This window comes from Microbacterium sp. NPDC057658 (assembly GCF_042799975.1).
Lineage (GTDB): Bacteria > Actinomycetota > Actinomycetes > Actinomycetales > Microbacteriaceae > Microbacterium.
In genome coordinates this window covers 347299-361776 of sequence record NZ_JBHVHT010000002.1, presented here as the reverse complement: position 1 = coordinate 361776, position 14478 = coordinate 347299, and the positions used below count along the sequence as shown (strand labels likewise).

The window sequence follows — 14478 nt, the reverse complement described above, 5'->3', positions numbered from 1 at the left end:
CTGTACCCGCACATGACCGTCGCGGAGAACATGGGCTTCGCGCTCAAGATCGCCGGCGTCGGCAAGGAGGAGCGCGCCGCGTCGTTTCCCCGGCACCCTCAGGAGCCCCCATGCAGGAATCCCTCCGGATCACCGCCAAGACGGTCGACCCCGGTCTGCTCGCTCTGCCCTGGTCGACGCCTCTGGAGAAGTGGCCCTCCGAGCACATCGTCTCGCTGCCCAAGGGCCTCTCCCGCCACCTCGTGCGCTTCGCGGATCTCTCCGGGCGCGTGGTGGCGGTGAAGGAGACGACGACCGAGATGGCGCGCCGGGAGTACGAGATGCTCGGCAACCTGTCGCGACTCGACGTGCCGTGCGTGGAGCGCGTCGCGGTGATCGCGGGGCGCACCGACTCGTCGGGGGCGCCGCTCCCCGCGGCCCTGGTCACCTCACATCTGCGCTTCTCGATGCCATACCGGGCCCTCTTCACCCGGGTGCTCCGCCCGGACACGGCCACGCGCCTCGTCGACGCGCTCGCCCTGCTGCTCGTGCGTCTGCACAACGTGGGCTTCTACTGGGGAGACGTCTCGCTCTCGAACACGCTGTTCCGCCGGGATGCCGGGGCGTTCGCGGCGTACCTCGTCGACGCGGAGACCGGCGAGCTGCACGAAGAGGGCCTCACCGACGGTCAGCGCGCCTACGACCTGGACCTCGCGCGCACGAACATCGCGGGGGAGATCATGGACCTCGCCGCGGGCGGCCGCCTGGAGCATGGGGTCGACGCCGTCGCCATCGCGGACGGCATCGTGTCGTCCTACCGCTCCCTCTGGGCCGAGCTCACCGCGCAGGAGTCCTTCTCCGCCGCCGAGACGTGGCGCATCACGGAACGTGTCGAGCGGCTCAACGCCCTCGGCTTCGACATCGACGAGATGTCGATGTCGACGACCGCCGACGGCACGGTCGTGGAGATCCAGCCCAAGGTCGTCGATGCCGGGCACCACCAGCGCCGACTCATCCGCCTCACCGGTCTCGACGTCGAGGAGAACCAGGCCCGGCGGCTCCTCAACGACCTCGACGAGTTCCGTGCCCGCTCCACCAAGCAGTGGGCGGACGAGGAGATGTACGCGCACGAGTGGCTCACGCGCGTCTTCGAGCCCGTCGTCCGCGCGATCCCGTACGACCTGCGCGCCAAGCTGGAGCCGGCCGAGGTGTTCCACCAGGTGCTCGAGCACCGCTGGTACCTGTCGCAGGCGCAGGGACGCTCTGTCGCCCTCGCGGAGGTGCTGACGAGCTACATCAACGATGTGCTCCGCCACCGGCGCGACGAGGCCACCATCATGGGGCCGCCGACCGAGACGATGGGCCTCCCCGTCGTCACCGGCACGCTCGCGCTCGGCGACGACGACGAGGTGAACTGGCGCGACCTCGTCTGAGACCGTGCCCGCCGGTCGGCGCCGCGCCGGACGGCGTCAGTAGCCGACCGTGAACCGCTCGCGGTGGTGGTTGCCCTGCTCGATCTCGTCGACGATCGCGACGGCGAAGTCCGCCCCGGAGATGTACGACTTCCCGTCCTCGTCGCGGACGAGGACGTCACCGCCGTCCCGGTAGTGTCCGGTGCGCTCCCCCTCGGCCCACGGCCCGAAGACCTCGGCAGGGTGCACGAAGAACCAGTCCAGGCTCTCCGCGGTGCGCTCCAGGAGCGCGAGCGAGTCGATGCCGACCTGCGCCTCGTGCTTGTACTCCTCGGGGAACCCCTGATCGAACAGTCGGGGGCCACCGGGCGCGACGAGGCTGCCGCCCGCGCCGCCCACGACCCCGAGCCGGGTCTCGGTGCCGTCGAGCAGCGCGACCACGTTCGTCAGCGCCTCGAGGACACGGTCCTCCATGTCACCGCGCGGCGAGAGCGCGGAGACCACGGCATCGGCACCCGCGAACGCCTCGGTCAGCGTCGCGGGGTCGAGCGCGGACCCCTGCACGTACGCCGCACCCGCGACCGGATCCGCGGGGGTCGAGCGCGAGATGGCGACGACCGCGTGATCGCGGCTCACCGCCTCCGCGACGATGTGGCGCCCGGCGTAGCCGGTTCCTCCCAGGACGATGATGCGGGCCATGCGTGTTCCTCTCGGTCAGTCCGCGGCGCGGACGGTCGCGACCTGGTACAGCGCGACCGAGGCCGCGATGCCGGCGTTCAGCGACTCGGTCGCCGCGGAGATGGGGATGGAGACGATCTGGTCGCAGGTCTCGGTCACGAGGCGGGACAGGCCCTTGCCCTCCGAGCCCACGACGATGACGACGGGACGGTCCGCCAGCTCCAGCGCGGGCAGCGAGACGTCGCCGTCACCGTCGAGTCCGAGCACGAACACGCCCCGCTTCTTGAACTCCTTGAGCTGCGTGGTGAGGTTCGACGCCAGGGCGACCGGGATGCGCGCCGCCGCGCCCGCACTCGTCTTCCACGCCGCGGAGTTCACACCGGCGGAACGGCGCTGCGGCAGGATGATGCCGTGGCCGCCGAACGCCGCCGTCGAGCGGATGATCGCACCGAGGTTGCGCGGGTCCGTGATGCCGTCGAGGGCGACGAACAGCGGCGTCTCGCCACGGTCGATGACCTGCTCCAGGAGGTCCTGCGGGTGCGCGTACTCGTACGGCGGCACCTTGAGGGCGACGCCCTGGTGCACGCCGTCGAAGCCGGCCATGCGGTCGAGCTCCTGGCGGGTGACCTCGAGCACCGGGATGTCGCGGTGGGTCGCGATCGACAGCATCTCCTTGACGCGGTCGTCCATCTCGACGCGCTGCGCGATGTACATCGCCGTCGCCGGGATCTTCGCGCGCAGCGCCTCGAGCACGGAGTTGCGGCCGGTGACCGTCTCGGTGTCGGTGGTGTTGTCCTTCGACCGGGCGCTGCGGTTCGGATTGCCTCCGGACGCGGGGCGCCCACCGGGCTTGCCCTTTCCGCCCGCAGCCGCGTAGCGCTCGGCCGCGGCCTTGCGCTTACCGGCGGGGTGCCACGCGCGGTCCTCCGCCTTCGGCGTGGGGCCACGCCCCTCGAGCGCCTTGCGCCCGAGACCGCCGGTGCCCTTGGTCGGGCCCTTCTTGTTTCCCTTGCTCGCGCCGGGGCGCCCTGGCTTAGCCATCGATACTCCAATGAGTTCCGGCCGGAGTGTCCTCCAGCGTGATTCCTGCGGCGGCGATCGCGTCACGGATGCGATCCGCCGCCGCCCAGTCCTTCTCCGCGCGCGCGGTGGCGCGCTGCGCGATCATCTCCTGCACCAGCGCGTCCAGCGCCGCTGCCTGCGCGCCCCCGGCGGCGCCCGATCCCGTGCGCGGGTCCAGACCGAGGATCCCGGTCATGGCGAGCACCGCCCGCGCCGCGTCCAGGGCCGTGCCGGTGTCGCCCGCGTCCAGCGCCGAGTTCCCGCCCCGCACGCTCTCGTGCACGACGGCCAGCGCCTGCGGCACGCCGAGGTCGTCGTCCATCGCCTCGACGAAGGCGTCGGGCAGGCTCCGTGCGTCCTCGGCACCGATCTCCTCGCCGGCCGCGCGGAATGCGCGATCGAGGAAGGAGCGGATACGGCCGAGCGCCGCGTCCGCCTCCGCCCAGGACGATTCCGAGAGATCGAGGCTCGACCGGTAGTGCGCGGCGGCGAGAGCGTAGCGCACGACCAGCGGATCCCGCTCCGCGAGCACGTCCCGCGCGAGGGTGAAGTTGCCGAGGGATTTCGACATCTTCTGGCCGTCGACGGTCACGAGGCCGTTGTGCACCCAGTAGCGGGCGAAGCCGTCACCCGCGGCCGTCGACTGCGCGAGCTCGTTCTCGTGATGAGGGAACCGCAGGTCGAGGCCGCCGCCGTGGATGTCGAACTCCGCGCCGAGGTACCGCTTCGCCATGGCCGAGCACTCGATGTGCCAGCCCGGACGCCCCGGCCCCCACGGCGACGCCCAGGTCGCATCGGCGGGCTCGTCGGGCTTGGCCCCCTTCCACAGGGCGAAGTCCTGGGGGTTGCGCTTGCCCCGCGGGTCGGCGTCCTGCGCCGCCTCCATCGCGTCCACCGACTGATGGGTGAGATCGCCGTAGGACGGCCAGGAGCGCACATCGAAGTACACGTCGCCCGACCCGTCGGGAGCGGGATACGCGTGGCCCCGGTCGATGAGCAGCGCGATGAGCTCCTGCATCTGCGGGACGGAGGCCGTCGCCCGCGGCTCGTACGTGGGCGGCAGGATGCCGATGCCGGCGTAGGCCGCGGCGAACTCCTGCTCCATCCGGTAGGCGAGCGCCCACCACGGCTCGGCGTCCGTGGCGTTGGCGAGCACCTTGTCGTCGATGTCGGTGACGTTGCGCACGAAGGTCACGCGGCCGTGGCGGTGCGTCAGCCAGCGGCGCAGGAGATCGAAGCTCAGGGCCGCGCGGACGTGGCCGATGTGCGGGCCGGACTGCACGGTGGGTCCGCACACGTACATCGTGATGTTCTCGGGATCGAGAGGCACGAAGTCGCGCAGCAGCTGTGCGCGGGTGTCGTAGAGGCGGAGAGTCACCGCTCAAGCCTACTCGGCGGGCGCTGAGAGACTCCGCTCCGGTCGCGGGATGACGACCGCGACGGCCGTGACCGCGATCCCCTCGCCCCGTCCCGGGAAGCCGAGGCCGTCGGTCGTCGTGGCCGTCACGGCCACCGGAGCGCCCCCGAGCGCCGCCGACAGAGCAGCCTCGGCCTCCCCGCGTCGTCCGCTGAAGCGCGGGCGGTTGCCCTGGAACTGCACCGACACGTTGCCGATCGCGAAGCCCGCCTCCGCCAGGAGCTCCGCGGTGCGGGAGAGGAAGACATCGGCGTGCGCCCCCGCATACTCCGGGTGAGCGGTGCCGAAGTGCTCGCCGATGTCGCCGAGCCCGGCGGCGCCGAGCAGGGCGTCGACGATCGCGTGGGCGACCGCGTCCCCGTCCGAATGCCCGGAGAGCGCGGGCTCCCCCGGCCATTCCAGCCCGGCCAGCCACAGCGGCCCGTCGCCACCGAAGGCGTGCACGTCCGTGCCGATGCCCACACGGGGTGCGCCCCCGACGGGAGTCGACGGCCGCGGCGCCGAGGCGGGCGATCCCGACGACGTCGCGACGAGGAGGCGGGCGCGCTCCAGGTCGGCGGGAGTGGTGATCTTGAACGAACGCTCGGAACCCGGCACCAGGCGCACGGTGTTCCCGGCCGCGGCGAAGAGCGCGGCGTCGTCGGTGTACTCGGCACCCCGGGCGGTCGCCTCCGCGTACGCCGCTTCCAGCAGCGCGCGCGGGAAGCCCTGCGGAGTCTGCGCGGCCGCGAGCTCCGCACGATCCACGGCACCGACGACGAGACCGTCCGCGACGCGCTTGAGCGTGTCCACGACAGGCAGGCTCGGCACCGCACCGGCATCGGCGACCACGGCCGCCGCCACCGCGTCGATGACGCCGGGCGGCGTGAGGGCGCGCGCCGCGTCGTGCACGAGCACCGTCGTGACGTCCCCCCACAGGGCGGCGAGCCCCGCGGCGACCGACTCCTGCCGCGTCGCCCCTCCGGTGACCACGCGGCCCAGGTCGGCACGATCGCCGGCGGCCTCCCGCAGCTCCGTCTCCGCGTCGCCTTCGTAGCCTGCGGGCGCGACGACCACGACCTGCAAGGGCGCCGCCGCGAAGACGCCGTCGAGGGCGTGCCGCAGGATGGTGCGGCCGTCGATGCCGACGAACGCCTTGGGCGCTCCGGCCTCGAGACGGGTGCCGGAGCCGGCGGCGACGACGATGATCGCGGTATGCGGGACGGGGAGGATGCTCACAGCTTCACGTTACCGGCGGAGACGACGGAAGGCGGGTGCCGCAGCACCCGCCTTCCGTGAAGGACGTCTCAGGACGCGAGGACCTCGTCGAGCAGTGCGCCCGCCTTGTCCTCGTCGATCTTCTCGGCCAGGGCCAGCTCCGAGATGAGGATCTGCCGGGCCTTGGCCAGCATCCGCTTCTCACCCGCGGACAGGCCGCGGTCCTGGTCGCGGCGCCAGAGGTCGCGCACGACCTCGCTCACCTTGATGACATCGCCGGACGCGAGCTTCTCCAGGTTCGCCTTGTACCGGCGCGACCAGTTGGTGGGCTCCTCGGTGAACGGCGCGCGCAGCACCTCGAACACGTGGTCGAGGCCCTCCTTGCCGATCACGTCGCGGACGCCGACGAGGTCGACGTTCTCGGCCGGGACCTCGATGATGAGATCGCCCTGCGTGACGTTGAGCTTCAGGTATTTCTTCGTCTCGCCCTTGATGACGCGTTCCTTGACCTCGATGATGGTCGCAGCGCCATGGTGCGGATAGACGACGGTCTCGCCAACCTCAAAAAGCATAAAAACATGTCCTTTCGGCAACCTCAAGGATACCACAGGGGATATGCGCTAAGGTTCGCGCTTCCTGTTCCCAGCGGCTCCTCGACTTACCCATAGAATGGGGAGGGATATCCCGTCGGACCTCAGGAGGACCCGTGAAATCGCGCCTTGTCGCGTCTGCCGCCATCAGCGCCGTCGTTCTGCTCGGCGCGACCGGGTGCACGTTCATCACGCCGCAGGCGACGAAGACCGAGTACGCCGCCTCCGACGGCGTGAACGTGTCGGACGAGGACGGCCCCATCGCCGTCCGGAACGCCCTCATCATCGCGAACGAAGACGGCACGGCCGGGAACTTCGTGGGCGCGGTCGTCAACCCGACGCAGGACCGCGCCACCCTGACGGTCTCCCTCGAGGGCGGCGAGCCGTTCATGATCACCGTGCCCGCCGGCGGATCGGTCAGCCTCGGCGCCGACCAGGAGCCGGTGGAGATCGTCGGCCTCGACACCATGCCCGGCGCCACCGTCGCGATGCACTTCCAGTCCGGCGACTCCGCGGGTGTGACCACGCAGGTGCCCGTCCTCGACGGCACCCTGCCGTACTACTCGGACCTCGCTCCGCAGGACTGAGTCCGCAGACAGACGCGAGAGGCCGGCACCCACGGGTGCCGGCCTCTCTTGTGTGCGGTCACCCCTCGAAGCGATACCCCAGGCCGCGGACGGTCACCAGCATCACCGGTTCGCTGGGGTTCTCCTCGATCCGCGAGCGGATGCGCTTGATGTGCACGTCGAGCGTCTTGGTGTCGCCGAAGTAGTCGCTCCCCCACACCCGGTCGATGAGCTGGCCACGCGTGAGCACCCGGCCGGAGTTGCGCATCAGCACCTCCAGCAGTTCGAACTCCTTCAGCGGCATGTTGATCTGCTCGCCGGCCACCGCCACCGTGTGCCGATCGATGTCGAGCGAGACGCGCCCGCCTTCGAGCACCCGCTCGTCGAGCTCGGCCTCCACCTGCACCACCCGCCGCAGCACCGCCCGCATCCGGGCGAGCAGCTCCCGCGACGAGTACGGCTTGGTGATGTAATCGTCCGCGCCGAGCTCGAGCCCCACGACGATGTCGACCTCGGAGTCCTTCGCCGTGAGCATGATGATGGGCACGGCCGACGTGGACCGGATCTGACGGCACACCTCGGTCCCCGGCATGCCGGGCAGCATGAGGTCGAGCAGCACGATGTCGGCACCGCGCTCCCGGAACGCCGTCAGCGCTCCGGGGCCATCCTCGGCGATCTCCACCTCGTAGCCCTCGCGGCGCAGCAGGTAGGCGAGCGGGTCGGCGAGGTCGGGCTCGTCTTCGACGAGAAGGATGCGGGTCATGCGGTCTCTCCGTTTCGGACGCGCGTCGCCCCGGTGGCGGGGACGGCCTTGCGCGCGCGCTTCTTCTTGCTCTTCTTGCCCTGCCCGGTGTTCGCGGGGGCGTCGATCCGGGGCAGGCGGATGGTGAACGTGGACCCGCGGCCCGGGCGCGACCACAGCCGTACCTCTCCTCCGTGCCGCTGGGTGGCGTGCTTGACGATGGACAGCCCGAGGCCGGTGCCGCCGGTGCGCCGGGAGCGGGCCTCGTCCGCGCGATAGAACCGCTCGAAGATGCGCTCGCGGTCGGCCTCCGCGATCCCGATGCCCTGGTCGGAGACGGCGATCTCCACGACGTCGTCGTCGGCCTTCACCCCGACGCCCACCCGGGAGCCGCGGGGCGAGTAGACGATGGCGTTGGCGATGAGGTTGCCGACGGCCTCGATGAGGATCTGCGCGTCGCCGCGGACCCAGACGCCGCGGTCTCCACCGCGGGCGAGCTCCACACCGGCGGAGTCGGCCTGCACGACGTGGGCTTCGATCGAGGAGGCGACGACCTCGTCGATCGAGACCGGGGCGACCTCGGTCAGCCCGTCCTCCGCCTGCAGCCGGGACAGACTCATGATGCGTCCGGTGAGCTGACCGAGACGGCCGGCCTCCGCCGAGATCCGCGACGCGAACGCCCGCACCTGGGCGGGGTCGTCGGCGGCGGACTCGATGGCCTCGGCGAGCAGGCTCACGGCACCGACGGGCGTCTTGAGCTCGTGGCTCGTGTTGGCCACGAAGTCACGGCGCATCTGGTCGAGGCGCTCCTGCTCGGTCACGTCGCGGATGATGAGGAGCACGAGGCGCGTGCCGATGGCGCTCGCCCTGGCCGACACGAGGCGGGGGTCGAGGCTGAGACCGCCGCGGGTGATGCGCAGCGATTCGGTCGCCGTCTCCCCCGTCGAGCGGACGCCCCGCACGAGCTGCCGGAGCTCCGGGTTCTCGAGAGTCGATCCGACCTCGATCCCGAACCGTGCGGCGGCTTTCGACGTGGCGAGCACGAGGCCGGAGACGTCGACCACGCACGCGGCGTCGTCCATGCTGCGCAGCACGTCGGTGATCCCGGGCGGGATCGCCATCGACGTCTCCTCCTCCGCCCGCGCCCGCGCCCGATACGCCCAGACGACGAGGAGCGAGAGGCCCACCCCGATCGCCAACCCGATGGCGAGGGAGGACAGCGCGAGCTGCGGCAGGGTCATGACTCCAGCGTAGAGCGCGTTCACCGTCGATCCGGCGGGTTTCCGCGCCATCCCGGGGAGCGGAGACGTACTATTCACTCGCTGGGCACCGTTCGTTAACCTTCGGAGCAGACAATCGCTTCAGGCCTGCGCGCGCGCAGTGCCCTCCCCGCGGACGCCCCGCCGCCCCGCGCTGGACCGTCAGCCGGGATCCGAATGAAAGGTTGCGCCCACCATGCGCGAAGTCTTCCACCAGTCCCTCGAGGACCTGCAGTCCCGCCTCGTCGAGATCGCCGAGCTCGTCACGGTCTCCATCGACAAGGCGACCCGCGCGTTCGCCACGAGCGACGTCGCGCTGGCCGAGGAGGTCATCGCCGACGACGCGAAGATCGACGAGCTCGCCGTCGCGCTGGACGAGCAGGCCATCGAGATCCTCGCCCGACAGCAGCCGGTCGCGCGCGACCTCCGGATCGTCGTCACGGCGCTCCGCGTCAGCGCGTCCCTGGAGCGGATGGGCGACATGTCCGAGCACATCGCCCAGCTCGCCCGCCTGCGCTTCCCGGAGCGCGCGATCCCGAAGGGCCTGAAGGGCACGTTCGTGAAGATGGGCGAGCTGGACGTGGAGATCTCCCGCACGCTCACGGAGCTCCTCCGCACCCAGGATCTGAAGTTCGCCGACGCGATCCGCAACGCCGATGACGACGTCGACGAACTGCACGCCAGCGTCTTCGAGAAGGTGCTGAGCGACAACTGGAAGGGCGAGGCCGTCGCCACGGTCGACGCGACGCTCGCCAGCCGCTACCACGAGCGGTTCGCGGACCACGCGGTCGCCGTCGCCAAGAAGGTCGTCTACCTCGCGACGGGCGACTGGCACGTCGAGGAGGAGGACATCGCCCTCGCGGTGGAGCAGCAGGAGCAACTCGGCCACGCCTGACGAGACCCCGCCTCATCGCCGAGACCCCCTGCTGCAGTCGCCTGCGGCAGGGGGTCTCGACGCGAAACCGGGGGCTCGGTTACTTCTTGCCCTGGGCGGCCACGGCCGCGGCACCGGCGGCGGCGGCCTCCGGGTCGAGGTACCGGCCGGGACCGGTCGGCGCGTTGTTCTCGTCGAGCTCGTACACCAGCGGAATGCCGGTCGGGATGTTCAGGCCGGCGATGTCGTCGTCGCTGATGCCCTCGAGGTGCTTGACGAGGCCGCGCAGCGAGTTGCCGTGCGCGGTCACGAGGACGGTCTTGCCGGCTTCCAGATCGGGGACGATCTCCGCGTCCCAGTACGGCAGGAGGCGGTCGATGACGAGCTTGAGCGACTCCGTGCGCGGCACCTCGCCGTCGATGCCCTCGTAGCGGGCGTCGCCCACCTGGCTGAACTCGCTCGCGTCGTCCAGCGGGGGCGGCGGCACATCGAACGAGCGGCGCCACAGCTGGAACTGCTCCGGACCGAACTCCTCGAGCGTCTGCGCCTTGTCCTTGCCCTGCAGCGCCCCGTAGTGGCGCTCGTTGAGCCGCCAGGAGCGCTTCACCGGGATCCACAGCCGGTCGGCGGCGTCCAGCGCGATGTCGGCGGTCTGGATCGCCCGGCTCAGCAGGGACGTGTGCAGGACGTCGGGCAGGATGCCGGACTCGGCGAGCAGCTCACCGCCGCGACGGGCCTCGTTCTTGCCCTGCGCGGTCAGGCGGACGTCCACCCAGCCGGTGAAGAGGTTCAGTTCGTTCCACTCGCTCTGGCCGTGGCGGAGCAGGATCAGGGTGCGCTTCGCAGTCATGTCGCCAGTTTATCCGGGGCGCGGAGCGGGCACAGCGGCGGAGGAGGGAGGATGGACGCATGGCGTCATCTCCCCTCGGTCGGCCGACCCGCGGCACGACAGGGACGAACCGGCTGCGTCGGAACGACCGGTGGATCGCCGCCTCCCCCGCCTTCCGACGCGCGGCCGACCCCCTCGTCGTCGACCTCGGTTTCGGGGCGAGCGGGGTGACCGCGTTCGAGCTGGCCGCCCGACTGCGACGCGTGCGGCCGGACGCGGAGGTGCGCGGTCTGGAGCTCGACCCGGACCGGGTGGCCACCGCGGAGCAGCAGCTCGCCGAGGTCCGGGCCGGCCGCACGCCCTTTCCCGCCGACCTCCGCGTCTCCTTCGCCCGCGGCGGGTTCGAGGTACCGCTCCCCGGCGGTCGGCGCCCCGCCGTCATCCGGGCGATGAACGTCCTGCGGCAGTATGACGAGGCCGAGGTCGCCGCCGCCTGGCGGACGATGGCGCACCGCCTCGCGCCGGACGGGCTCCTGGTGGAGGGCACCTGCGACGAGATCGGGCGCGTGGCGAGCTGGGTCGATGTCGATCCCGGCGGCACGCCGCTCCGCTTCACCGTCTCCCTCCGCCTCCGCGGGCTCGAGGTCCCGAGCATCGTGGCGGAGCGGCTGCCCAAGGCCCTCATCCACCGCAACGTGCCCGGCGAGCGCATCCATGCGCTGCTCGTCGACCTGGACCGGGAGTGGGAGCGCGCCGCTCCCCTGTCGACCTTCGGGGCCACGCAGCGCTTCCTCGCCGCGGTGACCGCGCTGCGCGCGCAGGGCTGGCCTGTGCAGGGCGGGCGGAGCCGCTGGCGACTGGGCGAGCTCACCCTGCCGTGGGACGCCGTGGCACCGGCCTGACCAGGGTCCGGTGTCTCAGACCCCGGCGTCGCGGGGATCGGGCGCCGTGGGTCGGCGGGACAGCCGCGTCAGGCGCGGGATGTCCGCGGTGGCGCCGGCGTCGGCCGGGACGATGATCTGCTGGGACGCGGCGATGTCGATCCCCTCGGCCCGGACGACGAGATCGCCGATCGGGGCCCGACGAGACAGGAGGGCGAGGGCGATCGGCCCGTCCTCATGATGCCGCGCGGAGGAGGTGATGTGCCCGACCTCGTCATCGCCCGCGAACACGGAGGCTCCGGGTTCCGGCAGCACGGCGTCGCTGCCGTCGAGCTGGAGCAGTGCGAGCCGCCGCGGTGGATGACCGAGGTTGTGCACCTTCGCGACGGTCTCCTGCCCGCGGTAGCAGCCCTTGTTCAGGTGCACGGCGCTGCGGAGCCAGTCCGACTCGTGCGGCAGCGATCGCTCGTCCACCTCGGCCGCCCACCGCGGACGCCAGGCGGCGATGCGCAGAGCTTCGGCGGCGAGGAGACCGGCGGCGTCCTCCCGCTCGAGCACCGCGGCGAGCGCCCGCGCCGCCGTCTCGGGCACGATGCCGACCCGCCAGGCGAGGTCGGCCCCGGGGTGCGCGGCCACGTCCGCATACTGATGGCCGCCGACGGAGACCTGCTGCCACGGGTCGACCCAGATCCGCGCGTCGTCGAGGCCGCGCACGCGCTCGGCCGCGGGTCCGCCGTCGACGAAGCCGAGCAGCGCGAGGTCGGGGCGCAGCTCGACCGTGGCCTGGGTGCGGAACTTCATCCGCGTCAGCCACGTCGCGAGCCCCTCGGCATCGCCGGCATCCGCCAGGAGCCAGGTCGAGGTGCCGTCGTCGAGGACGCCGGCCGCGTGCTCCACCCGTCCCTGCGGATCGAGGACGAGGAGCTCGGTGCTCTCCCCCGCGCGCAGGCGACCCACCGCCTGCGACGTGATGGAGTCGAGCCAGGGGAGGCGTTCGGGGCCGGACACCTCGATGACCGTCCGGTCGTCGAGGGGCGCGATCGCCGTTCCGGCCGCGAGGCGGCGCTGCTCCCGGAACGGATCACCGAAGTGGGCGATCCCGCGCTCCCCCGCTGTCGCGCCGGGGACGCCGTCGAAGACGCTGGTGCTCACCGTGTGCTCCGTTCAGACGCGAGCGAGACGCGCCGAGGCGTGCGCCCGCAGAGGTGTGCCGAGGGCGGCGATGTCCCACGCCCACAGCAGGTGCCCGTCGACGAGTCCGTACATCCGCGAGGCGGAGCCGTAGTCCTTGGCACCGGCGCCGCGCACGATCGCGTCCGACGCGAGGTCGACCCGCGGTCCGTTGATCTCGCCGAGGTAGTACTCGAGCATGCCGTCCGAGCGCGCCAGCGACACCTCGAGCGGGAACGCGCCGTTGTCCGACCGCAGCGCCTCCACGTCGTCGACCGTGCGGGTGACGGGGGTCGCCGTCGGCGGCAGCAGCGCCGGTCCCGCGTCGGTCGCCGCGGCCGGACGCGCCAGACGCCAGAAACCGGACTCGGCGGTCAGCGGGACGGCGGGCGCACCCTCGTCACCGACGAAGGTCGCCGTGGCCGCGTAGTTGAGGAACGGTCCCCCGTCGTGGCTGAAGCTGACGCGATGCGTGAACTCGCCCTGCAGACGCTCCTCGCCGACCGGGTAGTCGATCACCCCGGACCCCTCCCACACGCCGATCAGCCACGCCAGCGGGGCGAGGTCGGCGGGAAGGTCGGTGGGGAGTTCGATCATGTCGTCAGCGCTGGCCGCGGAAGAGGTTGCGCAGCACCACGGCCGACACGAAAACGATCGCGAGGCTCGCCAGGCCGAGCAGGCCGATGAAGGAGATTTCGAGCGCCATGATGTCCATGACCTCCACCTTACCCCCGGCGATCCGGGTCAGGAGGGGATGAGGGCGGCCAGGCCGAAGCCGACCGAGATGATCCCCATCAGCAGCAGCGCACCGGTCACGCTGCTCGCGACGCGGAAGATGAAGCCCTGCGTGCGCCCGTACCAGAGCTGCACGGCGAAGGACAGCAGCACCACCGCCCCGAAGCCGACCAGCATCCAGGGGATGCGCCACTCCTCCGGAGCGAAGATCCCGATGACGATGCTGCCGACGAACGCGGTCGCCCAGACCGCGATGACGCCGGTGAAGGCGTTGCGGGGCGCGAGTGCCGGTTCTGACATGTCTCCATTCTTGCGCATCGGTGGCCGCTATCATGGCGGCACGGCGTCGATCCCCCCGCCGGTGAGGAGTGCGCGTGGCCCTGGTGCTGGTTCTGACCAATGCTCCGCTCTCGGAGCAGGTGCTGCCCGCCCTCGAGCTGCTGAGCCATCGCACGCGGCAGATCCCGGCGGAGCCGGCGCAGCTGATCAATGCCCCGGAGTACGACATCGTGATCGTCGACGGCCGCCACGACCTCGTCGGGGCGAAGTCGCTGTGCCGACTGCTGCGGGCCACCGGACAGGACGCGCCGCTCCTGCTCGTGGTGACCGAGGGCGGCATGAGCGCACTGTCGGGCGAGTGGGGCATCGACGACGTCCTGCTGGCGACGGCCGGTCCCGCGGAGATCGACGCACGCGTGCGTCTGGCGCTCGCGCGACGGGACGAGGTCGCCGAACCGGCGCGCGTGCAGGCCTCCGGCGTCACGATCGACGAGCAGTCCTACTCGGCCAAGCTCCACGGGCGGCCGCTGGACCTCACCTACAAGGAGTTCCAGCTCCTGCACTTCCTCGCCACCCACCCGTCCCGGGTGTTCACCCGCGAGCAGCTGCTCAGCGAGGTGTGGGGGTACGACTACTTCGGCGGCACCAGGACCGTCGACGTGCACGTGCGACGGCTCCGCGCCAAGCTCGGCGATCAGGAGCAGATCATCGGCACCGTGCGCAACGTCGGGTACCGCTTCAACGTCTACGAGGACGACAGCCTGGTCGGCTCGCGCTGACCGCCGTTCACACGCCCGACACCTGCCGG

16 protein-coding genes are annotated in these 14478 nt (G+C 71.5%); 5 read left to right on the top strand and 11 right to left on the bottom strand.

The genetic code is table 11. The features are described from left to right. The first annotated feature begins 110 nt into the window (after nucleotides 1–110). The gene (locus tag ACFU8V_RS15195; RefSeq protein ID WP_378872468.1) at nucleotides 111–1412 is read left to right on the top strand and encodes a DUF4032 domain-containing protein; all 1302 of its coding nucleotides are present in this window, start codon (nucleotides 111–113) and stop codon (nucleotides 1410–1412) included. A gap of 36 nt (nucleotides 1413–1448) precedes the next feature. Here the strand turns inward: ACFU8V_RS15195 and ACFU8V_RS15190 are convergent, their stop codons facing one another. The 5 genes from ACFU8V_RS15190 to ACFU8V_RS15170 all read right to left on the bottom strand — a co-directional run bounded on the left by ACFU8V_RS15190 (nucleotide 1449) and on the right by ACFU8V_RS15170 (nucleotide 6317). Further along, nucleotides 1449–2090, bottom strand: a complete 642-nt coding sequence (locus ACFU8V_RS15190; protein WP_060921926.1) for an NAD(P)-dependent oxidoreductase — start codon at nucleotides 2088–2090, stop codon at nucleotides 1449–1451. A 15-nt stretch (nucleotides 2091–2105) separates the two neighbouring features. Next, on the bottom strand, nucleotides 2106–3110 hold the full coding sequence (rlmB, locus tag ACFU8V_RS15185) for a 23S rRNA (guanosine(2251)-2'-O)-methyltransferase RlmB (RefSeq protein WP_378872465.1): 1005 nt from the start codon (nucleotides 3108–3110) through the stop codon (nucleotides 2106–2108). Continuing rightward, on the bottom strand, nucleotides 3103–4509 hold the full coding sequence (cysS, locus tag ACFU8V_RS15180) for a cysteine--tRNA ligase (protein WP_378872462.1): 1407 nt from the start codon (nucleotides 4507–4509) through the stop codon (nucleotides 3103–3105). The genes rlmB and cysS overlap by 8 nt, the downstream gene beginning before the upstream one ends. A gap of 9 nt (nucleotides 4510–4518) precedes the next feature. After that, nucleotides 4519–5766: a 2-C-methyl-D-erythritol 4-phosphate cytidylyltransferase gene (ispD, locus tag ACFU8V_RS15175; protein ID WP_378872459.1), complete on the bottom strand. Its 1248-nt coding sequence runs from the start codon at nucleotides 5764–5766 to the stop codon at nucleotides 4519–4521. Between the two features lie 68 nt (nucleotides 5767–5834). After that, nucleotides 5835–6317, bottom strand: a complete 483-nt coding sequence (locus tag ACFU8V_RS15170) for a CarD family transcriptional regulator (RefSeq protein WP_025104308.1) — start codon at nucleotides 6315–6317, stop codon at nucleotides 5835–5837. Between the two features lie 134 nt (nucleotides 6318–6451). Between ACFU8V_RS15170 and ACFU8V_RS15165 the strand changes: the two genes are divergently transcribed. Beyond that, on the top strand, nucleotides 6452–6922 hold the full coding sequence (locus ACFU8V_RS15165; RefSeq protein WP_378872455.1) for a DNA modification methylase: 471 nt from the start codon (nucleotides 6452–6454) through the stop codon (nucleotides 6920–6922). Between the two features lie 58 nt (nucleotides 6923–6980). Here the strand turns inward: ACFU8V_RS15165 and ACFU8V_RS15160 are convergent, their stop codons facing one another. Both ACFU8V_RS15160 and ACFU8V_RS15155 read right to left on the bottom strand, forming a co-directional pair. Further along, nucleotides 6981–7664 (bottom strand): response regulator, encoded by a 684-nt coding sequence (locus ACFU8V_RS15160; protein ID WP_378872452.1) that lies wholly within the window; start codon nucleotides 7662–7664, stop codon nucleotides 6981–6983. Then, nucleotides 7661–8884 carry a sensor histidine kinase gene (locus ACFU8V_RS15155; RefSeq protein WP_378872449.1) on the bottom strand — a complete coding sequence of 408 codons (1224 nt, stop codon included), beginning with the start codon at nucleotides 8882–8884 and terminating at the stop codon, nucleotides 7661–7663. The genes ACFU8V_RS15160 and ACFU8V_RS15155 overlap by 4 nt, the downstream gene beginning before the upstream one ends. Before the next feature lie 214 nt (nucleotides 8885–9098). Between ACFU8V_RS15155 and phoU the strand changes: the two genes are divergently transcribed. Next, nucleotides 9099–9797 carry a phosphate signaling complex protein PhoU gene (gene phoU, locus ACFU8V_RS15150; protein WP_025104304.1) on the top strand — a complete coding sequence of 233 codons (699 nt, stop codon included), beginning with the start codon at nucleotides 9099–9101 and terminating at the stop codon, nucleotides 9795–9797. Nucleotides 9798–9876: 79 nt separating this feature from the next. Here phoU and ACFU8V_RS15145 read toward each other — a convergent pair whose 3' ends face one another. Continuing rightward, nucleotides 9877–10626, bottom strand: a complete 750-nt coding sequence (locus ACFU8V_RS15145) for a phosphoglyceromutase (RefSeq protein WP_315105071.1) — start codon at nucleotides 10624–10626, stop codon at nucleotides 9877–9879. A gap of 59 nt (nucleotides 10627–10685) precedes the next feature. Between ACFU8V_RS15145 and ACFU8V_RS15140 the strand changes: the two genes are divergently transcribed. Continuing rightward, a complete protein-coding gene (locus ACFU8V_RS15140) occupies nucleotides 10686–11507 on the top strand; it encodes a class I SAM-dependent methyltransferase (protein ID WP_315105073.1) in 822 nt (273 codons plus the stop codon). 15 nt (nucleotides 11508–11522) lie between these two features. Here ACFU8V_RS15140 and ACFU8V_RS15135 read toward each other — a convergent pair whose 3' ends face one another. The 3 genes from ACFU8V_RS15135 to ACFU8V_RS15125 form a co-directional block, all read right to left on the bottom strand. Beyond that, nucleotides 11523–12638 (bottom strand): YgfZ/GcvT domain-containing protein, encoded by a 1116-nt coding sequence (locus ACFU8V_RS15135; RefSeq protein WP_378872444.1) that lies wholly within the window; start codon nucleotides 12636–12638, stop codon nucleotides 11523–11525. Between the two features lie 12 nt (nucleotides 12639–12650). Then, nucleotides 12651–13253: an FABP family protein gene (locus ACFU8V_RS15130; RefSeq protein ID WP_025104300.1), complete on the bottom strand. Its 603-nt coding sequence runs from the start codon at nucleotides 13251–13253 to the stop codon at nucleotides 12651–12653. 147 nt (nucleotides 13254–13400) lie between these two features. Further along, entirely contained in the window at nucleotides 13401–13691 is a 291-nt protein-coding gene (locus tag ACFU8V_RS15125) for a hypothetical protein (protein ID WP_062636289.1), read from the bottom strand. A 74-nt stretch (nucleotides 13692–13765) separates the two neighbouring features. Here ACFU8V_RS15125 and ACFU8V_RS15120 point away from each other — a divergent pair, with 74 nt between their 5' ends. Continuing rightward, a complete protein-coding gene (locus ACFU8V_RS15120; RefSeq protein WP_025104297.1) occupies nucleotides 13766–14449 on the top strand; it encodes a response regulator transcription factor in 684 nt (227 codons plus the stop codon). Nucleotides 14450–14478 lie beyond the last annotated feature (29 nt).